Origin of the sequence: Flagellimonas ochracea (assembly GCF_009903685.1) — a bacterium.
GTDB lineage: Bacteria > Bacteroidota > Bacteroidia > Flavobacteriales > Flavobacteriaceae > Flagellimonas > Flagellimonas ochracea.
This window is the reverse complement of record NZ_JAAABI010000001.1, coordinates 982,810-1,007,446: the sequence shown is the minus strand read 5'-3', so window position 1 is coordinate 1,007,446 and position 24,637 is coordinate 982,810. Positions and strand designations below refer to the sequence as shown.

At 39.7% G+C, this 24,637-nt stretch carries 25 protein-coding genes; 9 read left to right on the top strand and 16 right to left on the bottom strand.

The features are described 5' to 3' along the window. Positions 1–20 precede the first annotated feature (20 nt). The gene (locus tag GTQ34_RS04725; RefSeq protein ID WP_166522591.1) at positions 21–2,393 is read left to right on the top strand and encodes a GumC family protein; all 2,373 of its coding nucleotides are present in this window, start codon (positions 21–23) and stop codon (positions 2,391–2,393) included. On the opposite strand, the gene GTQ34_RS04720 is transcribed toward GTQ34_RS04725, so the two are convergent. Together GTQ34_RS04720 and GTQ34_RS04715 are read right to left on the bottom strand one after the other, a co-directional pair. Then, positions 2,394–3,131 carry a tyrosine-protein phosphatase gene (locus GTQ34_RS04720; RefSeq protein ID WP_166522590.1) on the bottom strand — a complete coding sequence of 246 codons (738 nt, stop codon included), beginning with the start codon at positions 3,129–3,131 and terminating at the stop codon, positions 2,394–2,396. Positions 3,132–3,309: 178 nt separating this feature from the next. Beyond that, positions 3,310–4,173, bottom strand: coding sequence for a sigma-70 family RNA polymerase sigma factor (locus tag GTQ34_RS04715; RefSeq protein WP_166522589.1), 864 nt, complete (start codon positions 4,171–4,173; stop codon positions 3,310–3,312). Between the two features lie 643 nt (positions 4,174–4,816). On the opposite strand from GTQ34_RS04715, the gene GTQ34_RS04710 reads away from it, so the two are divergent. The 3 genes from GTQ34_RS04710 (at position 4,817) to GTQ34_RS04700 (ending at position 6,776) form a co-directional block, all read left to right on the top strand. Then, positions 4,817–5,947: a fatty acid desaturase family protein gene (locus tag GTQ34_RS04710; RefSeq protein WP_166522588.1), complete on the top strand. Its 1,131-nt coding sequence runs from the start codon at positions 4,817–4,819 to the stop codon at positions 5,945–5,947. Positions 5,948–6,033: 86 nt separating this feature from the next. After that, complete coding sequence (locus GTQ34_RS04705; RefSeq protein WP_166522776.1) at positions 6,034–6,225, top strand: cold-shock protein; 192 nt, start codon at positions 6,034–6,036, stop codon at positions 6,223–6,225. Between the two features lie 209 nt (positions 6,226–6,434). Continuing rightward, positions 6,435–6,776 (top strand): hypothetical protein, encoded by a 342-nt coding sequence (locus GTQ34_RS04700; RefSeq protein ID WP_166522587.1) that lies wholly within the window; start codon positions 6,435–6,437, stop codon positions 6,774–6,776. A gap of 196 nt (positions 6,777–6,972) precedes the next feature. Here GTQ34_RS04700 and GTQ34_RS04695 read toward each other — a convergent pair whose 3' ends face one another. From GTQ34_RS04695 to mnmE, 9 genes are all read right to left on the bottom strand, one after another. Further along, on the bottom strand, positions 6,973–7,221 hold the full coding sequence (locus tag GTQ34_RS04695; RefSeq protein WP_166522586.1) for a hypothetical protein: 249 nt from the start codon (positions 7,219–7,221) through the stop codon (positions 6,973–6,975). A gap of 1 nt (position 7,222) precedes the next feature. Then, positions 7,223–8,071: a prohibitin family protein gene (locus GTQ34_RS04690; RefSeq protein ID WP_208103820.1), complete on the bottom strand. Its 849-nt coding sequence runs from the start codon at positions 8,069–8,071 to the stop codon at positions 7,223–7,225. A gap of 764 nt (positions 8,072–8,835) precedes the next feature. Next, on the bottom strand, positions 8,836–9,510 hold the full coding sequence (locus GTQ34_RS04685) for a M15 family metallopeptidase (protein WP_166522585.1): 675 nt from the start codon (positions 9,508–9,510) through the stop codon (positions 8,836–8,838). Continuing rightward, complete coding sequence (locus tag GTQ34_RS04680) at positions 9,488–10,573, bottom strand: alanine/ornithine racemase family PLP-dependent enzyme (RefSeq protein WP_166522584.1); 1,086 nt, start codon at positions 10,571–10,573, stop codon at positions 9,488–9,490. Before GTQ34_RS04680 ends, GTQ34_RS04685 begins: the two co-directional genes overlap by 23 nt. Continuing rightward, complete coding sequence (locus tag GTQ34_RS04675) at positions 10,570–11,649, bottom strand: N-acetyltransferase DgcN family protein (protein ID WP_166522583.1); 1,080 nt, start codon at positions 11,647–11,649, stop codon at positions 10,570–10,572. Before GTQ34_RS04675 ends, GTQ34_RS04680 begins: the two co-directional genes overlap by 4 nt. An 11-nt stretch (positions 11,650–11,660) precedes the next feature. Further along, positions 11,661–11,867 (bottom strand): hypothetical protein, encoded by a 207-nt coding sequence (locus GTQ34_RS04670; RefSeq protein WP_235914963.1) that lies wholly within the window; start codon positions 11,865–11,867, stop codon positions 11,661–11,663. Positions 11,868–12,692: 825 nt separating this feature from the next. Continuing rightward, positions 12,693–12,848: a hypothetical protein gene (locus GTQ34_RS04665; protein ID WP_166522582.1), complete on the bottom strand. Its 156-nt coding sequence runs from the start codon at positions 12,846–12,848 to the stop codon at positions 12,693–12,695. A gap of 105 nt (positions 12,849–12,953) precedes the next feature. Further along, positions 12,954–13,514, bottom strand: a complete 561-nt coding sequence (locus tag GTQ34_RS04660; protein ID WP_166522581.1) for a helix-turn-helix domain-containing protein — start codon at positions 13,512–13,514, stop codon at positions 12,954–12,956. 267 nt (positions 13,515–13,781) lie between these two features. After that, positions 13,782–15,152, bottom strand: coding sequence for a tRNA uridine-5-carboxymethylaminomethyl(34) synthesis GTPase MnmE (mnmE, locus tag GTQ34_RS04655; protein WP_166522580.1), 1,371 nt, complete (start codon positions 15,150–15,152; stop codon positions 13,782–13,784). Positions 15,153–15,235: 83 nt separating this feature from the next. Between mnmE and GTQ34_RS04650 the strand changes: the two genes are divergently transcribed. Then, positions 15,236–15,595, top strand: coding sequence for a DUF4870 domain-containing protein (locus GTQ34_RS04650; RefSeq protein WP_166522579.1), 360 nt, complete (start codon positions 15,236–15,238; stop codon positions 15,593–15,595). A 46-nt stretch (positions 15,596–15,641) separates the two neighbouring features. Here GTQ34_RS04650 and dnaN read toward each other — a convergent pair whose 3' ends face one another. From dnaN to GTQ34_RS04625, 5 genes are all read right to left on the bottom strand, one after another. After that, positions 15,642–16,760: a DNA polymerase III subunit beta gene (dnaN, locus tag GTQ34_RS04645; protein ID WP_166522578.1), complete on the bottom strand. Its 1,119-nt coding sequence runs from the start codon at positions 16,758–16,760 to the stop codon at positions 15,642–15,644. A gap of 120 nt (positions 16,761–16,880) precedes the next feature. Beyond that, on the bottom strand, positions 16,881–18,548 hold the full coding sequence (gldG, locus tag GTQ34_RS04640) for a gliding motility-associated ABC transporter substrate-binding protein GldG (protein WP_166522577.1): 1,668 nt from the start codon (positions 18,546–18,548) through the stop codon (positions 16,881–16,883). Further along, entirely contained in the window at positions 18,545–19,276 is a 732-nt protein-coding gene (gene gldF, locus GTQ34_RS04635; RefSeq protein ID WP_166522576.1) for a gliding motility-associated ABC transporter permease subunit GldF, read from the bottom strand. Before gldF ends, gldG begins: the two co-directional genes overlap by 4 nt. Before the next feature lie 11 nt (positions 19,277–19,287). Beyond that, positions 19,288–19,578: a putative quinol monooxygenase gene (locus tag GTQ34_RS04630; RefSeq protein ID WP_166522575.1), complete on the bottom strand. Its 291-nt coding sequence runs from the start codon at positions 19,576–19,578 to the stop codon at positions 19,288–19,290. After that, positions 19,579–20,409: an SAM hydrolase/SAM-dependent halogenase family protein gene (locus GTQ34_RS04625; protein WP_166522574.1), complete on the bottom strand. Its 831-nt coding sequence runs from the start codon at positions 20,407–20,409 to the stop codon at positions 19,579–19,581. Between the two features lie 123 nt (positions 20,410–20,532). On the opposite strand from GTQ34_RS04625, the gene GTQ34_RS04620 reads away from it, so the two are divergent. The 4 genes from GTQ34_RS04620 (at position 20,533) to GTQ34_RS04605 (ending at position 24,636) form a co-directional block, all read left to right on the top strand. After that, entirely contained in the window at positions 20,533–21,492 is a 960-nt protein-coding gene (locus GTQ34_RS04620; protein WP_166522573.1) for a PhoH family protein, read from the top strand. Position 21,493: 1 nt separating this feature from the next. Next, positions 21,494–22,450 carry a phosphoribosylaminoimidazolesuccinocarboxamide synthase gene (locus GTQ34_RS04615; protein WP_166522773.1) on the top strand — a complete coding sequence of 319 codons (957 nt, stop codon included), beginning with the start codon at positions 21,494–21,496 and terminating at the stop codon, positions 22,448–22,450. A 152-nt stretch (positions 22,451–22,602) separates the two neighbouring features. Then, positions 22,603–22,857, top strand: coding sequence for a DUF4212 domain-containing protein (locus tag GTQ34_RS04610; protein WP_166522572.1), 255 nt, complete (start codon positions 22,603–22,605; stop codon positions 22,855–22,857). A 3-nt stretch (positions 22,858–22,860) separates the two neighbouring features. Beyond that, a complete protein-coding gene (locus GTQ34_RS04605) occupies positions 22,861–24,636 on the top strand; it encodes a sodium:solute symporter family protein (RefSeq protein ID WP_166522571.1) in 1,776 nt (591 codons plus the stop codon). Position 24,637 lies beyond the last annotated feature (1 nt).

Sequence of the window (24,637 nt, the reverse complement as noted above, 5' to 3'; positions counted from 1 at the left end):
ACCCAAAACCATATTCTATAATGTCAAAGACCTCTGAACTTGACCTAAAGACCCTAGTGGACATCTGTCTAAGAAATTGGAAGTGGTTCTTTCTTTCGGTTGCAATTTGTGTTGGGTTGGCAATCTTATATATGAGATATACCATACCGGAATACAGTGCAACGGCGAAAATACAAATACTTGAAGATTCCAATCAAGCCTCAGAATTGAGCGTTCTTGATGACTTGGATATTTTTTCATCCGGGAAGGCCAAGATAGAAGATGAGACCGAATTGTTGTCGGCCCGTGACAATTTTATCCATATTGTTCGAAAATTGGAGTTGAATATCCAATACTTTGTGCTGGGAAACATTAAGGATACGGAACTCTATAGAAAGGAAAACATTCCTTTTTCCATTAATTTTTTATCCAATGACTCCATAATTGACAATGCTAAGTTCAACTTCTATATCAAAATAGATTCAAACACCTCATTTGGCTACAAAGAGCGGGAAGACCAACCCGAAAAGAAATATGGCTTTGGTGATAAGATAAGCACCGAAATAGGGGACATTATTCTTACACCTAAACAAAAATTGTCGCAATACAGAAACAAGCAAATGAAAGTGGTCATTAAACCTCTGGAGCGAGTGGCAGATTTCTATAGAAAGAAAACCATCATAAGCGCAAATGATAAAAAGTTTTCCAATATCATCAATATTATGTTGACCGACCCCATTGAACAACGGGCAATTGATGTTATTAACGAGTTGATAAACATTAACAATTCCAATGCAGTTTCAGATAAAAAAGCCATTGCAGACCGAACTACCAAGTTCATAAATGACCGAATTACTGAAATCTATTCAAATTTGTCTTCTGTGGATGAGTCTGAGGAGAGCTTTAAAACAAGTAGGGGAATAGCCGATTTAGGGACGCAATCAAGCGTGAATTTCAACATGAGTGCTGCAAGTGAACAAGAACTGCAAAATGCCAATATTCAATTGAGCATAGCAAGCTCTATGAAAGATTTAATAAGCGGACAGGAAGATTATGACATAATTCCAGAAGTAGGCCTGGCGGATCAAAGTATTTCATCTACTGCCCAACGATACAACGAACTTGTCGCCCAGCGCAATAGACTATTGGAAAGTTCAAACGAAAAGAATCCGGTAATTGTAAAATTGGACCAACAATTGGAAGATTTGAAGAGAGGCATGCAATCCAGTCTCAACAACGTTACCAATAATCTCAACCTCCAAGTGAACAGTTTAAGCAAACAACTGTCACAGATAAATTCTAGAATCTATGCTGCACCAGGTAACCAAAGAGCACTTCGTGATATCTCCAGGAGGCAGCAAACCACCGAATCACTATATCTCTATTTATTGCAAAAAAGGGAAGAATCGCAAATTACCTTCGCTTCAGCTTCGCCAAAATCGAAAGTGATCAATTCGGCCTATGGTTCCAATTACCCTGTCTCTCCAAAGAAAAATGCAATATATCTTGCCTCATTTATACTGGGACTACTGATTCCTTTTTCAATAATTTATGTCAAAGATCTATTGGACAACAAAGTAAGCAGCAAAGTAGAACTGGAACAATTGATTTCGAACAAAGCACCGGTTATCGCAGAATTACCAAAAGTAGGACGTAGAGAAAACAAACTGGTTTCTGGGATGGATCGTTCGGTTCTTGGAGAGTCATTACGGATTTTAAGGACCAACTTAGACTATGTACTGAAAAGAAAATTGAAAAGCGACCAAGCCGGAGTAGTTCTTGTTACCTCAAGTGTATCCGGTGAGGGTAAGACATTTTTGTCATCCAACTTGTCTATGGTTTTGGCTAGCGCAAAAAAGAAGGTGTTGTTGTTAGGTGCAGACATAAGAAATCCGAAACTGCATAATTTTTATACTGATTTAAGTCGAAATAAGCCCAGTGACATCAAAGCACGAGGAAAAATGCAAAAAGGGTTTACCGAATTTCTTTATGACGAAAAAGTTCGTTTTGACGAGGTTGTTTCACCAATGGTAATCAATGAAAATAAGGTTGATATTGTTTTCTCCGGTAAGATACCACCTAATCCCGCAGAATTGTTAATGAGTGATCGGGTTAAGGAGTTTTTAGATTGTGCACGATCAAAGTATGACTATATAATTGTGGATTCTGCTCCCATGTTGGTTGTTACCGACACTTTGTTGATCAGTGATTATGCCGACCAAATATTGTATGTGACCAAAGCAGGGGTTACCGAACAGAAAGTATTAGAATATCCGATTAAATTGCTAAAGGAAAAGAAAATAAAGAATCTATCCTTTGTGGTTAACGGGGTGAAAGATGCTAATTTGGGATACGGAGGAAAATACGGTTATGGGTATGGGAAATCTGTTAAAAAATGGTGGAGTTTTTCGTGATTAGTAGAAAGTAAGTATCGTATTTTCTATCACAGGCAAAAGCAGTTTAAGATTCTTCTTTTCTATCTTCATCTCCTTTAGGGATGCTAACTGTCTTATGTTATGAACATCGGTACCTACATATTCAATAACACCATCTTTTAATAGTTTTTCGGCGGTTGCCTTTACTTTTTTGCCATAAAATTCACCAAGCGATAATAAATTCATTTGAAATAGGATTCCCCTAGATTTGAATTCAGAATATACTCTATGCTGATTGTGGTAATAAGTGTACCGTTCTGGGTGGGCCAATATGGGGAAGTATCCCTGTTTTGCAATTTTATCTATGGCCATGTCAAAGTTGAATGATGGCTGCAAATAGGACATCTCAATAAGTAAGTATTCCTTTTTAAGGGGCATTACCGCTTCAGATTCCAAGATGGTTTCAAAATTGTCATCAATCATGTGTTCGGCCGCAAAATCAACTTCAATTTCGACATCATGGGCAGAAAGTTCTGTTATTAGTTTTTTATGGGCCTGGGTTATGGTCTCTGGTGTATTATCATAGTAGTTATGCATGATATGGGGCGTACAAATCATGGTTTTTAAACCAAACTCTGCAAATCCATTAACAAGTTCAAGGGACTCATCCACGGTTTTGGCACCATCATCTATGCCCGGTAGCACATGATTGTGTATATCTACAAAACCGTGCAGGTAATCAACCAAAAATCTTTTTCGCTCAAAAAAATGGAACATGTGTAAAATCTGGAATACAAAGATAAAAGATATGTCCTCTTATGGAGTATTTATTTCCCGACGCAGTATTTTACAATGTCGATAAATAGTAGGGTAGGGGCGATTGCGTTGGAAAGTAGGTGAAGCCTATTGGTCTTTTTGATGGGATTTTGTTTTCTACCTTGAACAATTTTACTAATTACAAATACTCTTTCAAAAATTCCATTTTAGAAGAATTTCTCAATCGGGTCAAGGCCACTTTTTTTATTTGTCGTACCCGTTCAGTTGTAAGGTCTAAATGAACAGCGATTTCTTGTATTCTTAAGCTATCATTTACTCCAATGCCATAGTACATTTTAATAATATAGGTTTCACGGTAGGACAGCACTTCAAAAATACTGTCAATGTCTATTTTTAAAGATTGTTTTACGAGCGTTCGATCTGGATTTTCAAAATCTTTAGATTGTATTTTATCATGCAAGTTGACCTCCCCATCACTCATTTTCAAGGGTTCATCTAAGGGAATGAGCCAAGAAGAATGTCTTAAACAAAATTGAATCTCTGATAGTGTGGAATCCATTACTTCTGATATTTCTTCAGCCAGAGGTTTTCTTAAGTGTATTTGCTCGAAATTGGAAGAGACGGTCTTTATCTTCTTAATTGCGTTTATTTTGTTCAAGGGCAGTCTTACCATCCTCGACTTTTCTGAAAGTGCTTGTATTATCCCTTGACGTATCCACCAAACTGCGTAAGAAATGAATTTGAATCCATAGGTTTCATCAAATTTTGTTGCGGCTTTGACCAATCCCAGGTTTCCTTCATTGATCAAGTCATGGAGACCGAGACCTCTTGATTGGTATTGTTTGGCAACCGATACGACAAACCGTAAATTGGATTTGACCAATTTTTCCATGGCCCGGCCCTCCCCGTTTCTGATTCGAATTGCCAACTGAACCTCCTCTTCTTCAGTAATCATAGGAATTTGGCTTATTTCATTAAGATATCTGGAAAGGGAGGGACTTTCCCTTATTGTAATTTGCTTTGATATAGAAAGAGGTCTCATAGTTTTTATCTGTTAGAAGGATAATCTTTTTAAGTAGGGAAATCGATGTTCCCTTAGACGCTAAGTCCTGGATTTTGGGCTTAATTGTTTTTGAAATAAGGATATAGGTTCAAACAAAGAAGCGATACTATGGAATTGGAACTAAGTAAAGGAGAAGGCTATTTTTTATTTAAGAATCATGTCGTCCAGAGTCCGTGATACTTTGTAAAGGAAAGGATTTAAATTGGAATGAATCTGTTTTATCTCCTTTTTTTTTTGATCAGAAACATTCCCAATGATAATTGTAAACAAACCATCTTTTAGTTTTGCTGGATATGTGTGGGTACTCCTTTCCATACAAAAAGCCCAAACCTAAAATACTTATTTTCAACATTTAACACGCTATTTGGAAAATACTGCTCAAACTAGTCGTACCTTTACCGTGTTAAAATTCAGAAAGCCCAGATTCATTTAGTCTTACCCAATTCTCGATTTATTTTCAGCTCTCTTCTTTTTAAGGTAATTATTAAATAACATTTTAAGCCCAACGTTCAGGGTGTTGAAACTTGCCGTCATAATCTACTAATATTAAGTAGTATCAGGACAGGTATAATCGTTCAACATATCATAAACAGATTGCGCTTGCTATTATACTTTAAATCACATGTGGAAGAAAGATCAAACCACAAATGATGGCATCAATAAGCCAAAATTTTCAAAAAGAGCAAACTCTGACTTCTCAAAAACAGTTAGAAACAGGGTAAACCATTATTTCAAAACAAACAATATCAGTAAGCATGCGAACAAGAGCATGGTCGGTAAGACCATTCTGATGTTGGCCGTGTTCTTTGTGCCCCTAATTTTGATAAATATTGGCACCGTTGCGTCCCCATGGTTGCTTTTTGCCTTATATATAACCAGTGGCATTGGAATGGCTGGAATAGGCATGGGCATCATGCACGATGCCATCCATGGTTCCTACTCCAAAAACCAAAAAGTGAACAAATACCTCGGCTACACCATGAACCTAATAGGTGCGAACGCCACGGTATGGAAAATACAACATAATGTGCTGCACCATACCTATACCAATATAGACGGAGCGGATGATGATATAAATGCCCCTTTTTTCCTTAGGTTTTCACCACATGCAAAGAAAAATGGACTCCATAGGTTTCAGTACTTATATGTATGGTTTTTTTATGGCCTGTCTACCGTTTCATGGGTTACGGCCAAGGACTTTATTCGACTTGTCCGCTACAGGAAGATGGGATACCTGAACAAAAAGAATGAATTCAGAAATGAAATTATAAAGATAATCGGCTGGAAGTTGCTTTACTATTCCTATGCCTTGATCATACCTTTGTTAATGGTGCCGTTGGCTCCATGGGTAATCATCCTGGCCTTCCTAAGCATGCATTTTGTTACAGGGCTACTTATCAGTATCATATTTCAGGTGGCTCACATTATGCCCAGTACTGAATTTCCCCTACCCGATGAAGATGGTATGGTCGAAGGCGATTGGTATTCGCACCAATTGGCCACCACCACCAATTTTGCGCCCAAAAGCCGGTTTTTTTCCTGGTTGATCGGGGGGTTGAACTATCAAATAGAACATCACCTGCTCCCTAACATCTGTCACGTACATTATAGAAAAATATCAGATATCGTAGCTCATACCGCCAGGGAATATGGGATGCCCTATAATACAAAACGAACATTCGCTGCCGCCATTAGGGACCATGTTGGTGTTTTACGCAAATTGGGAAAAATGCAGCCTATTCCTGCGCAGTAACAATCAAATTTTAAGAACAAAAAATGAGTGAAATGAATATCGTAAAACGAATATTGAACAAAGTAGTAAATAATAAATATAAAGTAATGAAAGAAGGAACAGTAAAATTTTTCAATAGTGCCAAAGGTTTTGGTTTTATAAAACCCGTAGATTCCGAAGAGGATGTCTTTGTGCACCAAAGCGGTCTAATCGATGAGATTCGTGAAAATGACAATGTCAAATTCACGGTGGAAAGAGGCCAGAAGGGAATGAATGCGGTAAATGTGGAATTGGCCTAAAAGACCTCTTATTTCCGTATCAGTTAAAATGCCATCTTTTAAAGATGGCATTTTACGTCTAGTTTGTTGTATTCTTTATCAGTGCCCAAATCAAACTTTGATTATTGAAAACTAATATTCGAAAATAAACGGGTTATCTTAATAACAGAAAGTTACTTGAACCTAAATCCCAACAGCTAAACTCCCTTTTAAAGGACATTAAAATAATTATGCGAACAGTGCTATTCTTCATATTTCTGACCTCACTGGCCATCTTCCCGCACCAAGGAATGGACCAAATAAAAAAAGTGGAAGGAGTCTTTCTTGGGCGTGTTGAGAATGGATATTCATTTTGCTGTAAAACAGCGTTGAGTAAGGAAGAAATAGTTGTTTTCGATGAAATTCTGTCGGTTATACTTGAAAAATATCCACTACATACTGATAAACATATTGGGGAGAATTTTATCATCTCATTTATTGAGAATAATCGAGTTTGGGAAGATAGCAGCAAGAAAATATCAACGGTAATACGATTACAAAAGCTTATGCCAGGGCAACATCTCAAAGAGTAATCTTTCAAAATTGAAGCATCAACTTTTTTCCATAGATTCTAAAGTTCACGGATTTTCCAATCTAACCAAAAAATAGAGGGACAAAATCTTTACGTTTTAAATAACATGTGGTTTGGGGTGGTTGCCGATAAAATTTCTGGTCCAATAAGGATTGAATTCCAAGAATAACTTTTTCCTTTTGGTTTTATCCCATCTTTTATAGGAATAAAAAAAGCATTACAGTAATGGAAGCTGAAAGGAAAAAAGTGGTCGAGCTTAAGGTGCTGACCATCCAATTGTGCGCCAGTTTGCCCAAAAGATTCATGGGAGGGTCACTATAGTAATTGTATTGATGTTTTTCAATCATATGATGTCTATACAGTCCTCGAATGCCACCCATGATAAAATGAATAAACAATAACACAATAATTATGGATCCTGCATTCAAATCCCAAGATATTCTCACATTATTTGTTTTTAATTGCATCACCTACTCCAATAAAAGGAATCGCGCCTGCACCCGTAACCTCAGGTAGAATCCCGTTCCATTTTTCTATGGCCTTAAGGTTTGCTTCTATCTTTCTTAGCTCTATAAGATCAGGTGAAATGTTCATTTTTTGTAACCGTAGTGCTTCGGCCTCGGCTGTTGCTGCAGCAATGGTCTGTTCGGCTTCTACCCTAATCCGGTCCAGGTCCCTTTTTGCCTTCAATGCATTTTGCTCCGCGGTTTGCTTAGCCTCAATGGCATCGGTAAATGTTTGTGAAAAACTAAATGAGATAATCGAAAAAGCGTCAACGGATATATTCGAAGCTAGCAACCTTGAAGTTAGTGCTTCTTGCATTTCGGTACTAACAGCGGGCCTCTTAGTAATCAATTCCTCGGCGGTATACCTGGCCGAAACGGCTTTCATGACTTCTTGAATGGCAGGGTCAATAATACGCTCCTTGAATTCCACACCTATAGTTTGATAAACCAAATTTGCTTTATCGGGTATGATGTGATAATTAAGGGCCACGGATAAATCCACATCCTGCAGGTCAGAGGATGAGGATGCGGCATCTGTCATCGCTTTTTGAATTTTTACGTCCATTAAGATGACGGTTTGCACAATTGGTATTTTGAAATGGATTCCTTCATTTAACACGTTGTCCTGTACGGCTCCGAAATTCTGGACAACCCCTCGCTCACCTGCACCGATTTGGACCCATGGTTTAAAAGCAAACAGTAATACCACCAATGTGGCAATAATGATCAGACTTCTCCCGCGCCCTTTTTTCAATACGTTTTTCAGCTCACCCATAGGGTCATTATCCATAGTAATTAGGTTTAATCATAAAGATAGGATTTCCCATGCCTGGGCATGTTATATTAATTCAAGCGAATCTTACATAAATCACATATTGTTGGTAGGGATATGATGCATTCAGTTTAGGTTCTATTAATTTTAAAGTTTGGTGCGATATAAAAAGATTCTAAGGGAAAAGAAAATATGTGAACTATGAAATCCAGCTAAAGGCCAATATCAACACAAAGGGTATTGTAAGCTCCTACGGAGCGTTTTAAGAAGGGGGAAAGGCAATGTTGTACAATAGGCTTTAAAAGGATTCTGCCCGTGGGGAAGCAGCGTCAAAATCCTTGAACTTAAAAAAGCTCACATCGCCTATTTTATCTGTCTTAGCGCCGTGTTAAACTTACCATAATAGTGTAATGTTTCAACTATCTTTGCGTCTTATAAAGTGTGTATATAAGGGAGCATATTGCACCCATCACAAGTAGTTAAATATAGAAGGAATTATGAAGCAGATAAAGAAAGTACCTCAAGACAACAATCCAATTATTGACAGGCCAATGACACGTCATGAGAGCTGGAGAAATCACCGGAGGCATACCGCATTAAAATTAATACGGTTTTCTTAAGGGACAAGATTAGTTAAAGAGGGCGAGAGCCCTCTTTTTTATTTCATACTGGGAAGAGATTATTTTTTGGCCGACCTTTTGTCGATCTTGATAGGGAAGTCAATCCAAGGGTTTCTTAGATAGTAATCAAACCCTTACTTCTTATTCAGTGGGTCGGCACATCTAAGTAATGGGCCCATAAATGGCATATTCCTTTTCTTTTTCTATGGCCCAAGCTACATTGCCGTAATCAAAATGCCAATACTCCTTCAAATCACATACAAAATCTTCGTCTTCAAATAGACCAATCAGCAGTGCCCTATTTTTTTTCGCTTCAATACCAATATCTGGATAATAGGGATAACATTTTTTTGACAGGTCGATTTCAAAACCCTTGTTAGTTCCAAAATCCATCACACGATTTTCAAGTTTGTCATAAATCAAAGCATCCACTGCTCCGCCCGTAGCATGCATGGACATGGCTGGAGGAGCGATAAAGTAGCTTATGGTTTCTTTGATTTCAATGTTTGATTTTTCGGGATGTTTTTTCTGATAGCACGCAAATTTGGAATCCCATAAAAGTTTTTGATGCTCAGAAGATCTCCAAGCAGAACGAACAATCAAAACTTTATTTTGCCTATCCAAATGTTTGCTGATCCGACCAATTTTTTGGATAATATCTTCTCGGACCAAGTATTGATAATCTTCCAAAATTGACGGTTCAAAAATTAAATTGAAATTCGTGTCCATCAAACTAACCAATGGTGAATGATTTTCTTGTATCCAAATGGAGGGAGCTAATAGTTTATGCTGAAGGTCTTTTGCTTCGACCGCCTTACAGTATGCTTGCACATTCATGAAAATTGATGCTATTTTTTGAGATATGTTGAGCATTTAAAGCTCTTGATAATGCGCTATAATTTAGATTGAACGCCACGGCATCCCCCAATTTTAATTTCGCCTTTGTGTTGTCCACTACGATATGGTCACTACTCGCACCTAAAATGGCCACATTTTGTTTTGGCGTAATTCCTGAAATAACAACGTCCTGGGTTCCAATCGCAAGAATCGCCCTATCCATCAAGCCTTTATTCTTAGAACTAGGAATATCACCGCTTGCATTTTGATATACTTCCCCATAGGGTTGTGATGGTTTTCGTTTTGCTTCGATGACCTCGGCCATTAACGTGAAAATATCTGTAAAAAGTCCCGGAATGGTTTTTCTGCAAAGTGCTTCCTTACCTAAAAAAATTGATTCGCCCAATCGGAAGCTGTTTATTCTGCCCACATCTTTTGAAGATGTGAACCAGTTGTAATTTGCAGAGTTTCCACCGGACACCATAGCTAGCGTGATTTTGAATTTTTCTTCCAAACGAATTGCTATTGAAGACAACTCGTTCATTTTGTCCGCATCGGGACTTATTCCACCAAAACATGCGAGATTTGTTCCTATACCCATTAAGGCCAGACCTTCCATGTTTAGCACCTCTTTTACAATTGCATTCATTTCAGATGGCATGATTCCTTCTCGTAAGTCACCAAGTTCCACCATCAAGATAACCTTATGTATGATATGGTTTCTTGAGGCGTATTCCGAAAGTTTTTTTAGAACTGCCAACTCAGAATTTAGACTTATGTGTGTGTGAATAACCACTTCTTGCACTTGGCTGAGCGCCGGTGTTCTGAGCAACATGTATTGTGCCCGTATCCCCGCTTTGCGCATTTTTATAATATTCGATATTCTAGAGTCCGCAAGAATTTCAATGCCATTTTTGACCAAGATATCAGCGATTATAGGATTGCCCCCAACCACTTTGGTAACCCCAATTATATCGATGCCCTTAGAACCATACAGTTTTTTTAATTGTTGTACGTTGTGGGCAATCTTTTCCAAATCAATATCAATCCTAGGAAGATTCAAACCAACACCGACTCTCTTTTTAGCTCTGGAAAGGTTTTGATCAACTCTTTTACCAATTTATCGCATCCATGTATTAGGACATCGGTAACGGGTAGATTATATTCTGATTCATATTGGCCTATTACATGGTTCACTTCAACATGGGTCATGTTTTCATGGTTAATGGTAATCGCAATGACCGTTGATTTGGAGAATATCTCTATCATTTCAATCTCGTCTACCAAATCCAACATCGGAATCTTGGGGTAGTCACAATAATTTTTTCGTTTTGGAGGATGCTGTATAATGATTGCATCTGGCATTGCCCCGCGTAGAATGGCGCTTGAAGAAGTAAATGCAGGGTGGCTTAAAGCGCCTTGGCCTTCAACAACAATGATATCTGGTTGTTCTTGCTCATAGGCATTCAGGACGGCGTTTTCAACTTCCCCAGTGGCAAACCCTGATGTTAACACATCTATGGCCACTCCATATTTCGAGCCTTGGAGCAAGCCTGTCTGACCGGTGGTCACAAAGACAGCGTTCAGACCTTCATTCCGTAGTGCTTCTACCAATACCAATGCCGTAGTTCTTTTGCCAACGGCGCAGTCGGTACCCATTACCGCAATTACCGGAACCCTTACATTTTGGATGCGTCCCGAGAAATTATGGAGATTTTCACGTGCTGGAGGTTTCCTGACGTCTTCTATGGTGACACCATATTTGAGCGCCATATTTACATATTGAATGTTGTTGTTAAAAAACTCGGGGAGACCATTGATGATATTCATGCCACTTTTTATTGCTGTAAAAATGACTTCTTTTTGTTCATTACTTAAAAACGAATCGAGCGGGGCGATACCATAGATAAAATATTCGGGAACAGCGCCTAATTCTTCCAAAGCATGCGCGATACTTTCAAAAATGGGGATTCCATTTCTCACACCATCTAAATGTTCGCCTGCATCTTGTCCCGTCTTGGAACTATCTATAATTCCAACGATAGTGTATCTTTCCGATTGCCGAATAAGTCCATTGGCCACTTTGCCGTCCACATTCCCAAATTCGTTCTCACAATAAACCAATGTATTCGCCTTCATAATTTGTTGTCTTAAGTTTTCATAACAAGTGGGATTGCATCGTAAGATTTCAATTCCCTATCAAAATAGACCAATTCCTTTTCGGAAGGATTATTTTGGGTTGTACAGTAATAAACCCTGCGTGCATACAATCGAACAACAAGCGATACCGAAGGCCTCACTTTGGCACAGACGACATCTCCTTTTTTGAATCTATTCTCCATTTTGCTCGTTGCCATAAGGTGTTTTTTGTTAAAAAAATGGTTCATTCACTTTTTATGGTTGTGCATATCATTTTGAACTTATGGTTCGCTTCAATTGAACTTTTAGAATGTCGAGGTATAAGTATGGAATCACCCTTAAGCATGAAGGTGGAGTTGTTATTGATTACCACTTCTGCTTTACCTTCGATTATGTAAATAAATCGCGGAAAAGGAGATTTCTCATAAGATTGCACTTTGCCATAATCAAATACAAATGCCTGTATGACACAGTTGTTTTCGACCATTATATTTTTTACCACTATAGTATTAGAAATATACTCTAGTGCATCTACCAAGTTAAACTTCTTGGATTCTTCAAATTCGCCATTTTCCACAGTTTAGCAATAAGGCTTATAATGTTTTCCTTTTCCCTCTATTCCGCTCTGTTCTTGGCATTCCGTTTTGCCCTTTTAGCGGCCTTTTTCTCTTTAGGAGTGCTCGATGGAGCTGTTTTCCCAGATTTTTGTTTACCTTCTTTTTCTCTCGACATTATGTTAATTTTTAATTGATTTATGGAAGCGAAACAGCGAGCACCAACATTATTAGCAATAGGACTAAACAGTAAGCACATTTCCTCATGGCATATATTTTATCGCACCATCTACCTCCATAAATTTGTTTAGAAAAGACTTTGGTTATAAGAAGCCCAATAGATTAGGCTTTTCACGAAAAAAGAGCAGTGTTTTTTAGTTCCTGCTCTTTCTTGGGCCTTTAAATAATCTAAAAGCACTTATCAATAAACGAAATCAAATTCTCTTTCCCCTAGTATGGTACAGGCCATGTATTTGCAATTGACTAAAGTCATTTCTTGATTTTGATCAAATTGGGTTTTAGGTTTTTCTGTAATTCGTTTTCCCTTATGGTTCGTGGGTTGCCACTATCAAATATTGGCCTAAATGCATCTCTTATTTTTTTTAGAATACCGTAAACCAAATTGTTCTTTTCAAATAAGTCCATATGTTCAGTGTTTTGAATGCTATTGATTAAAATCACATTTGATAGTAAAGGTGCGACAGAACCATAGGAATTTTGCTATACATATATGTGTAAACCTTACATATATCACAGATTTTCCAAATTTTGCTGTCTTTTTTTCTTCATTTTTTTGAAAAACGAAGGTGTGAGGCCAGTGACTTTTTTAAATTGATTTGACAAATGGGATGGACTACTATAGTGAAGTTTATGCCCAATTTCAGTGAGGTTGAGCTCATCATAGAGCAACAATTCTTTTACCTTTTCAATTTTATGTTTGATGATATAATGCTGTATGGTGATTCCTTTAACTTCAGAAAATGTGTTCGACAAATAGGTGTAGTCATACCCCAGTTTTTCGCTTAAATATCCAGAATAGTTGGTTTTCGGAATTTCGTCAGTATGATGAATCATCTCTATGATGGCAGTCTTTATCCGATCAATTAAGATACTCTTGGTGTCGTCTAGCAATTCAAGTCCCGATTTAAGAAGATTTTGCTGGAACAGAATTCGTTTTTCTTGAGTAATACTTCCCTTAATTTTGACCATTCCAAGATCTAAGTCGGCATAATCCACGCCTAATCTTCGTAGTTCTTGCCCTACCAATATTTTGCAACGTTGACTAACCATATATTTAATGTACAATTTCATATTCTCAATTTGGACTTCTGGAAAATTGCTACTGTAAACCCTGAAATAGCGCAATAAAGAACAACGAACTTTCATTTTTTAAAGGCAAGATAGAGTTAAGCGTTGTTCCTTTTTATTGGGCAGATTTTGGTTTTGTAAAACCTATGATTTTGGAATAACCTTAATCCTATTAAAGATAGTCAATATTCTTTGTTTGTGTAAAAAGTTCTTGACCGTCACATTAAATGAAACCAAATCAACACGCACCAATTAAATAAACAAACTTGATTATTTTCCGATGCAAAAATTGGAAAATATATTTCCCAGTAGATCATCCGTGGTAACCTGTCCTGTAATTTCACCCAAATGAAAAAGCGCTTGCCGGATATCAATGGCCATAAGATCGCTGGATAGACCCATTTCCATCCCCTCTTTTACTTTTTGAATTTCCTCCAGAGCCTTTAAAAGGGCATCGTAGTGCCGACTGTTGGATATTATAGTTCTATCCCCACTTAATGCCCCTGAATCGACCAAGCCCGAGAGTTTTTCCTCTAATACATCTATTCCTTTTCGATGTTTGGCAGATAAAAAAAGTACATTCGGAATTTCTTTCTTCAGGGCTTCCACTTGGTCTGGGGTCAACAAATCCATTTTATTGCAAACGGGCAATATTTGTTTGTTGGGGTAGCGTTGTTGGATTCGCTGCAACTCAGAACGGTCAAAATCCACCTTATCAAAAAGAAAAACAATGAGCCGTGCTTTGTCGATTTTATCAAAAGTGCGTTCAATACCTATTTTTTCCACTACATCTTGGGTTTCCCGGATTCCAGCAGTATCAATGAATCTGAAATTGATGCCTTTCAAACTGATTTGGTCTTCCACCGTATCCCGGGTGGTTCCCGCGATATCACTCACGATGGCTCTTTCTTCGTTCAGCAAAGCATTCAGCAATGTGGATTTGCCCACATTGGGCTGTCCTACGATGGCAACGGGGATACCTTTTTTTATGACGTTCCCAAGGGCAAAGGAGTCTATCAATTTTTTCAACACCTCGCTGATTTTATTCAAAAGTGCATTAAACTGCGTTCGGTCTGCAAACTCCACGTCTTCTTGGGAAAAATCCAGTTCCAGTTCGATTAAGGAGGCAAAATTCAGAAGCTCTTCCCTAAGTTTTTGGATCTCATGGCTGAAACCACCACGCATTTGCTGTAAGGCTATATCGTGGGCAGCGGCACTGTCACTGGCAATTAAATCAGCAACTGCTTCTGCTTGGCTAAGGTCCATTTTTCCATTTAAAAAGGCCCTTAAAGTAAACTCCCCTGCAGAGGCAGTCCGGCATCCTTTTCGTAGCAGCAAATTCACTATTTGCTGTTGAACGTAAGGAGAGCCGTGACAGGAAATTTCTACTACATCCTCCCCAGTGTAGGAAGTGGGACCTTTAAAAATGGAAACCAAGGCCTCGTCCAAAACTTTGCCGTTGTCCACTATATGCCCTAAATGAATGGTATGGGTTTTTTGTTGCTTCAGTTTTTTCTTTTTCACAGAGGCAAATATGGAATCTGAAAGGCTAATCGCTTCTGGACCGGAAATCCTAATCACGGCAATGGCCCCTGTCCCTGCAGGGGTAGCTAAAGCTACTATGGTATCGGAATATAACATTTGGCAAAATTACAAATAAGTTATGTGTAACATTTGGGCTATCAAACACACTTATAGTCTATAACATCAAAATCAATCAAAAAATGGAAATTGTAAATCAAAAAGTACTGCGAAGAGACAACACGTTGTTGTCGATCACTCATTTAACACAATTATTGCACTACGCCACCGGGTTTGGAGGCTTTGTTGTACCTCTAATAGTATGGTTGTCTTCAAGAAAGACCGTTGAAGGTATGGACGAACATGGAAAGGCAATAATTAATTTTCAATTGAGCCTACTGCTTTATATCATCATTAGTGTTCCCGCCATTTTATTGTTGGGACTTGGAATTTTAGGACTAATAGGGGTGGGAATTCTGGGATTTGTTCTTCCCATTGTAAATGCCGTTAAGGCAGCCAATGGGGAATCACCTTCACTTTTCTTGACTATTCCATTCATTTAGAAAGGAAGTGCAGTAGAACCGAAATGGTCCTAACACCTTGCTTTTTTTAGTTGTTCAGCATCACAGGCATTACAAGCATGGTAACCTGTTCACCTTCGTCCAAACCATCAATAGGGGTGAGGATGCCTGCCCGATTGGGTAGACTCATTTCGAGTGAAACTTCATCTGAAGATAGGTTATTGAGCATTTCCACCAAAAAGCGGGAGTTAAATCCGATTTGCATGTCATCCCCCTGATAGGAACAGGAGAGACGTTCCTCAGCCTTATTGCTATAATCCACATCTTCTGCAGAAATATTAAGCTCTGCACCGGCCATTCTTAAACGGATTTGATGGGTAGTCTTGTTGGAGAATATGGACACCCTTCGCACAGAACTTAGGAACTGGTTTCTTGGAATGGTCAATTTGTTTGGATTTTCCTTCGGAATTACGGCTTCGTAATTCGGATATTTTCCATCAATCAATCGGCATATGAGCACTGAGTTGTCAAATATAAATTTGGCATTGCTTTCATTATACTCAATGGTAACCTCCGACTCAGAACCTGCTAAGATGCCTTTCAACAAATTCAATGGTTTTTTTGGCATGATGAATTCCGCGACCTGTGACGCTGATACATCCTGTCGTTGATATTTGACCAATTTATGCGCATCTGTGGCTACGAAAGTCAAATTCTCTGGGGAGAATTGAAAAAAGACGCCGCTCATGACTGGACGCAAATCGTCGTTGCCAGCCGCAAAGATGGTCTTGTTAATGGCCGTGGCCAAAATATCACCCATCAAGGTGGTGGAACTCGGATTGCTCACCTCCACGGCTTTCGGAAACTCGGCACCATCTGCATAGGCCAAGGCATATTTACCATGATTGGAACTGATTTCCACAGTGTTGTTATCTTCTACCACGAAGGTCAATGGCTGTTCTGGGAATGTCTTTAGGGTATCCAGCAGCAAACGGGCAGGTACGGCAATGGTACCTTCAGCATCGGAATCGACCTCCAAAACGGAACTCATGGTCGTTTCCAAATCCGAAGCGGAAACGGTGAGTTGGTTCTTTTTTAAGTCAAACAAAAAATTGTCAAGAATGGGTAGGGTGTTGCTATTGTTGATAACTCCTCCCAACACCTGCAATTGTTTTAATAAATATGTACTGGATACAATAAACTTCATCAAAGAAATTCTTTAAAATGATGGCCCTTGTTGGTCTTTTTCATACTACAAAGGCTCACAAAATCGATAAAAACAAATATATCTTAAAACGGTTTAGCAAAGAAACAAATTTATCAACAGCTAACGGGTAAATTTTCTTTTTCTGTAAAAGTTGAAGAAAATACCCAAAAGCACAGTTAAAGCTACAGGAAGTCCAATATTTATCAATTGCCATTTGGTTTTCTGGCCTGCAATTTTCTGTGCGTCCAGCATAGGGATGGACACTTCTTTGTTTCTGATGTTTATAAGTCCGGTGTCATCCAAAAGGTAATTCGTGCAATTGACCAAAAATTCCTTGTTGCCATAAAAGCTGTTGGTCCATTTGTCATAACCCAATTCCAACGGTCTGCCATTTCTGAGTTGATTTTTGATGACATCACCATCGGAAATAACAATCAGTTTATTTTCTGTGCCAATTTCAACACTATTGTCAAGTTCCAATGGTTTCACGCGATCTTTGTACATAGAAACAAAGTTTCCCGCAACAAGTACCGCCAAGGGTTGATTTCCATTATTGTAGGATTCCCGATTCGGGGGAACGTTCAAAATGTCCAGACCAATCTGTTTTGGGACACCTTCCGTTTTGGAAAGGGGAGAGCTCATTAGCAGTACGGTTTTGTCGTAATCATTTTCCAACATTTCGATGGGGGCGGTAAACTGAAACTTGACGGCTTCAATGTTGGTATTGATTGGATGGTTGTTCCTAGAAAAAACCATGGGGTTGTAATACCAGGGCAAGGGGTTGTATTGGGAATCATTCCCTTCTCCAGTGGCCAAGACAATCTGGGTAAAATAGAGGTCATTCACCAAAACTGGATTTATTCGAATGCCATAATTGAAGAAAAAATCTTTGAGGTTCAAATTTCGGGGGATAGCAACCGCACTGCCACCACCCTTGTAAATACTGTCCATTTCCATGGCTACTTGGTCCAAAAGCCAAATGGATTTACCTCCTTGAACCACATATTGGTCCATCACATATTTTTCTTCATCGGAGAAAGGTTCCGTGGGTTTCGCAATCAAAGCAAGATCAAAATTCTTTAACTGGTCCAATACTTTTTCTGGATTTACGTCCACAGAATCCAAGGTAATGGCTCCAATATTGTAATAATCCCTTATACTGGTCAGGTAGTCCGCCAAGTAGATGTCATCCAATTCCCCATTGCCTTTGATTACGACTATACTTTTCTTTTCAACGGTGCTTAATTTGGTAAAGGCATCTGCGAAGGCATATTCCAGTTGTTGCACCGAATTGTTTATGCGTTCCTCGGCCGTTGAGCCCAGCTTATTCTTCAACAGTGGAACTTTTACAGTCTCATCACCATAATTAGCCAAGGCCCAAGGAAAAACCAATTCTTGGGACACTTTGCCGTTCTCTTCAACGGTAACATTAGCAGGCTGCAATCCTAAAGCTTGAAGTTCGGCAATGGTATTTTGCGCTTGACTTTTATCTTCAAGAGGGTCGACCAAGTTGTATTTGATGTTATTGTTTTTAGATGCGAAGGATTCCAACAATTGTACTGTTTCTGTTTTGAGTCTTGAAAACTCTGGAGGGATATTCCCATCCAAAAGAATATCCACAATAACAGGAGAATCAAATTTTTGAACCACATCCACGGTAGGTTCCGATAAGGTATACCGCTGATCCTCGGTCAAATCCAAGCGGGTATGCAATAAACCGCCCAACAGATTGATGGCCACGACTAAAATCAGTGCTTTGAAAACTGAAATAATTAATTTTCCCTTCATCGTGGCAGCTGTTTTAATCTTAGATTGGTGAGGTAGAGAAAAAGAAAGGTCAGCGAAACAAAGTAGATCAAGTCCCTTGTATCGATAACACCCCTTGCAATACTATCAAAATGTGATTTGGTACCAATGGATTGAATCAATTGCTGTGTGCTGTCATTTTCGAACAGTGATGAAACCGCATCAAATCCGTTAAAGAACAGAAAACAGAAAAAAACTCCAGTTAAAAATGCTATGATTTGGTTGTTGGAAAGCGTGGAGGCAAATACACCCATGGAAGTGTAGGCCGCAATTAAAAAAAGCAGTCCAAAATAAGATCCCAATACCACACCAATATCATAATTACCTGCAGTGATGCCCAAACTCGAAATGGCAAAAATATAGATCAGTGTGGGAACCACGGCAATGACACACAAAAGAAAGGCACCCAAAAACTTTCCTACAACCAATTGCCAAACGGAAATGGGTTTAATCAACAACAATTCCAACGTGCCCATTTTTTGCTCTTCTGAAAAGCTTTTCATGGTAATTGCCGGCACCAAAAAGATAAAAATCCAAGGGGCTAGAAGAAAAAAGTTCCCCAAATCGGCAAACCCGTAATCAAATATGTTGAAATCACCTTTAAAAACCCACAGAAAAAGTCCTGTGAGCAGTAAAAAGGACCCCACAATCAAATACCCGATGGAAGACGTGAAAAAAGATTGAACCTCTCTTTTAAAAATAGCAAACATTCAACTTCTTTTTAAATTTGGACCTTATTGACACTCCAAGCTTCTGGTTTTTTAGAAAACAGGACTTTTGTCCGGCCCCAAACCGATTTAAAAAAATCAGAAGACCTATAATGTTCCAAATCCGATTCGTTTTCCCAAAAACTGTATGTGAAAAATACACAGGGGTCCTTAATATCTTGATAAAGCTCTACCAGTTGACATCCATTGAAGCCCTGAATCCCATTTTTGGACTTCCGGAATATGCGCTCAAAACTAGGGATATTTTCGGGTTTAAAAGTGAGTTTTACGATACGAATCAACATTTAAAGAAAATTTATGGTTACCGTATCCCTGTAATTTAATCCAAGCAGGCTGGAAGCTCCGCCTACGGAATTTAGGTCACTTTTATAAATAGCCAGTTCCACGTATCCTGCGGAATTAAAGAGGGCCAGTGCATCACCCGGCCCCTTGCGTTGTTGTTTGTCCAGGTCATAATTCACTATACCATTATAACTTTTGTGGATTTGATTTATTATGGTCGTTCGCGCTATTACTTCAAAATTGCGTCCATTGCGATAGGCCTCAAAAAGACTTTTTTGAATATTGGTGACTACGTTGCCATAATTATCAATATAAATCACATTGCCAGAAATAGTTTTGCCGTTATCAATGATTCGAGGTTCAAAATCCTTTAGTTCCTTCAGTGACTGGAAAGGTTTTCCTACCACCTCCAATTTACCACCACGTGCGATGTGACAAGCCACTTGTGTAAATACATCAAGCACGGGAAAAGAACCGGAATTGACATTTGGCAGATGAATTTCCACCACCTTTTCTGGTTTCACCTCAGAAGTTATCAAAGAGATGACCCCGTTGTTGGCACTTATGAAATAATGTCCATCAACACAAACCACGATATGCTCATTTTCGGGTGAAATTTCTGAATCTACCCCAACAACATGTACTGTTCCCGCAGGGAACGAACGATAGGCATTCTTGAGAATATAAGCACATTCCTGAATGTTGAAGGGACTTATCGCATGGGAAATATCAACAATGTTGACCTCGGGCAAGCTACTCAGTATTGCACCTTTCACAGCACCCACAAAGTGGTCTTTATAGCCGAAATCGGTAGTTAAGGTTATGATTGCCATGCAATACTGTTGATATGTTTTTCGCTGCTCAAATTGATTTTTGGTTAAGTTTGTGCAGTAAAATTACATTAAAAAAGAAAGAATACAATTCTTCAAAAATAACCATAAAATACCCCGCACTTTTTGAACGAACTTATAATAGAACTTACAGAAATTAGCCCCCAAGACTTTTTTGGGCAACATAACGAGAACATTGAACTGTTAAAAAAATATTTTCCCAAGCTAAAAATTGTTGCTCGGGGCAGTAAAATCAAAGTCTATGGTGATGAAGAGCTCTTGGAGGAGTTCGATAAGCGCTTTGACATGTTAACCGGACAGTTTACAAAATACAACAAACTGGATGAGAACATGATAGAACGAGTGCTCACCAGCAACGGCAGGGAAGACTATGCTGCCTCCAAAAGCAGTGGTGAGGTTCTTGTGCATGGTGTTAGCGGAAGACTCATTAAAGCACAGACGGTAAACCAGCGCAAAATGGTGGATGCATGTGGAAAGGATGATATGGTTTTTGCCATTGGTCCAGCCGGTACGGGAAAAACGTATACAGGAGTAGCACTTGCGGTAAAGGCATTGAAGGAAAAGCAGGTACGACGTATTATTTTGACCAGACCAGCTGTTGAGGCAGGTGAAAATCTCGGTTTTCTACCCGGCGATTTAAAAGAAAAGTTGGATCCCTATATGCAGCCTTTATATGATGCCCTTCGCGACATGATACCCGCTGAGAAGCTGGCAAAATACATCGAAGACGGCACCATTCAGATTGCACCCATGGCGTTTATGCGTGGGCGCACATTGGACAACGCTTTTGTGATTTTGGATGAAGCACAGAATACTACCCATGCCCAAATGAAAATGTTCCTGACCCGAATGGGTAAGAATGCCAAGTTTTTGTTGACTGGTGACCCTGGACAAATCGATTTGCCAAGACGAGTCATTTCTGGCCTGAAAGAAGCGTTGCTCATACTCAAAAATGTAAAGGGCATCAGTATCATTTATTTAGATGATAAGGATGTAATCCGCCATAGTTTGGTGAAAAAGGTTATCGATGCCTACAAGAACATCGAGCATCAAAATCAATTCTAGTATGGGGCAAAATACCTTAATGGCCACAGACTTCCATTTTGTTGGTCAAAGATCTGTATATCAAGGAAAGGTCAGGGAAGTGTATACCTTGGAGAATGATATACTGGTGATAGTGGCCACCGATCGTATTTCAGCCTTTGATGTGGTCATGCCCCGGGGAATTCCGTACAAGGGTCAAATCCTTAATCAGATTGCCACCCATATGATGAAGGCTACGGAAGATTTGGTGCCCAATTGGTTGATGGCCACTCCAGACCCCAATGTGGCCGTAGGAAAGGCGTGCCAACCCTTTAAAGTAGAAATGGTCATTCGTGGGTACCTATCAGGGCATGCAGCCCGAGAATACAAAGTGGGCAAACGAATGCTTTGTGGGGTTTCCATGCCCGAGGGGATGAAAGAGAATGACCAATTTCCAGAGCCCATTATCACTCCAGCGACCAAAGCTGAAAAGGGAGATCACGATGAAGATATTTCACGTGAAGACATTTTAAAAAAAGGGATTGTTTCGCAGCACGACTATGAAGTACTTGAAAAATACACCCGGGCGTTGTTTCAGCGTGGAACTGAAATCGCCGCTAAACAAGGCCTGATTTTGGTGGACACTAAATACGAATTTGGAAAAACCAAAGACGGTGAAATTGTTCTCATCGATGAAATCCACACGCCAGATTCTTCCCGATATTTCTATGTAGACGGCTATCAAGAGCGTCAGGACAAGGGAGAACCCCAAAAACAACTATCCAAGGAATTTGTACGCCAATGGTTGATTTCCAATGGTTTTCAAGGACTGGAGGGGCAAAAAGTACCAGAAATGGATGATGCCTATGTGACTTCAGTTTCTGAAAGGTACATCGAACTGTATGAAAGTATTTTGGGAAAACCGTTTCTAAAAGCGGATATTACCAACATACACGAACGCATAGGGGCCAATGTGGCCCAGTACTTGTCAAAGCTGTAAGGGTTTGAGTCTTTACGAATAGCATACTTGCGTAAGTTAGGGCGCAGTCGAGAACTGTTTTTTCGCACATAAATATAAAGCCATCTTGACTGCACTCGCTCTGAAAATTTTTTATTGGTAAATTCCCTATCTTTCTTTGCTTAAACAACAGCATGGACACTTCGCAACGCAAAAAGTATTGGAAGGAAAACCTTCGTTACCTTGCCATATTGCTTTCCATTTGGTTTTTGGTTTCCTACGGTTTCGGGATTCTTTTGGTTGACCAACTCAACTCGATTCGTCTGGGTGGATTCAAGTTGGGTTTTTGGTTTGCGCAGCAGGGTTCCATTTTTGTTTTTGTCATTCTCATTTTTGTATATGTTCGTTTAATGAACAAGCTGGACAAAAAATATAAGGTAAACGAGTAGCGCATGAGTATTCAAACATGGACGTTTATCATTGTCGGACTAACTTTTGCCCTATATATCGGGATTGCCATTTGGTCCAGAGCAGCTTCTACCAAAGAGTTTTATGTTGCCGGTGGGGGAGTCTCCCCTTTGGCCAATGGATTGGCCACCGCCGCCGATTGGATGTCCGCCGCCTCTTTTTTGGGGATGGCAGGAATAATTGCCTTTTCAGGCTATGATGGTTCCGTATATCTTATGGGGTGGACTGGTGGTTATGTGCTTTTGGCATTGCTACTTGCGCCTTACCTACGGAAATTTGGAAAATTTACGGTCCCAGACTTTATCGGTGATCGCTATTACAGCAACGTGGCCCGAACCGTTGCCGTGGTTGCGGCGCTTTTTGTTTCCTTCACCTATGTCGCTGGACAAATGCGGGGCGTAGGGGTGGTCTTTTCCCGATTCTTGGACGTGGATGTCAATACGGGCGTGTACATCGGTATGGCTGTAGTGCTTTTTTATGCATTTTTGGGAGGGATGAAAGGCATCACCTATACACAAGTGGCACAATATTGCGTATTGATTTTTGCTTTTATGGTCCCAGCTATTTTTATATCCTTAATGGCAACGGGGAATCCAGTGCCCCAAATAGGATTTGGTTCAGCAGGGGAAGATGGGGTTTATTTATTGGATAAATTGGACGGTTTGATGACCGACTTGGGCTTTACGGCCTACACCGATGGTTCCAAATCTACTACAGATGTGTTTTTTATCACGGCCGCCTTGATGTTGGGAACTGCCGGCCTTCCCCATGTGATTATTCGCTTTTTTACGGTGCCCAAAGTACGGGATGCCCGGAAATCTGCAGGGTATGCGTTGTTGTTCATTGCCATTTTATATACTACGGCTCCAGCCATTGCTGTTTTTGCACGGACCAATTTGATGAAAACGGTGCAGGATACCCCTTATAAAGAGATTCCGACCTGGTTTACCAAATGGGAAGATACCGGATTGATTGCGTGGACCGATAAAAATGAAGATGGAAAGATTCAATATTTACCGGGACCAGCCATTGATGGGAAAAAACCTGAATTTTCAGAATCACGAGGGGATTATGGCGAACGAATCATCTATAATTTCGGTAAAGGAAAAAATGAACTCTATATAGACCGGGATATAACCGTTTTGGCCAATCCGGAGATTGCAGGATTGCCCAATTGGGTCATTGCCTTGGTGGCAGCAGGGGGTCTTGCAGCCGCTTTGTCCACTGCAGCGGGTTTACTTTTGGTAATTTCCACTTCAATTTCCCATGACTTGATCAAAAAACAATTAGCTCCAGACATTTCCGATAAGAAAGAGTTGTGGATAGCCCGCTTCTCCGCTTTGTTGGCGGTAGTGGTGGCTGGATACTTTGGGATTCACCCACCAGGATTTGTGGCTTCTGTGGTGGCCTTGGCTTTTGGCTTGGCGGCCTCTTCCTTTTTCCCAGCCATAGTTATGGGCATCTTTAGCAAACGTATGAACCGTGAAGGAGCCATTGCCGGTATGGTCGCTGGACTGGGCATCACCTGTTATTATATAGCCCGATTTAAATTGGGTTGGGTGGGTCAAGAAGAAACCAGTAAAGCTGAACACTGGTGGTGGGGCATCTCACCCGAAGGCTTCGGCACGGTCGGGATGTTGGTCAATTTAGCAGTGGCGTTCCTTGTTTCCAAGTTCACGGCTTCACCACCCGAGGAGGTACAGGAAATAGTGGAACATATCCGTATACCAAGTGGGTCGGGGGAGGCTTTAGAACATTAAA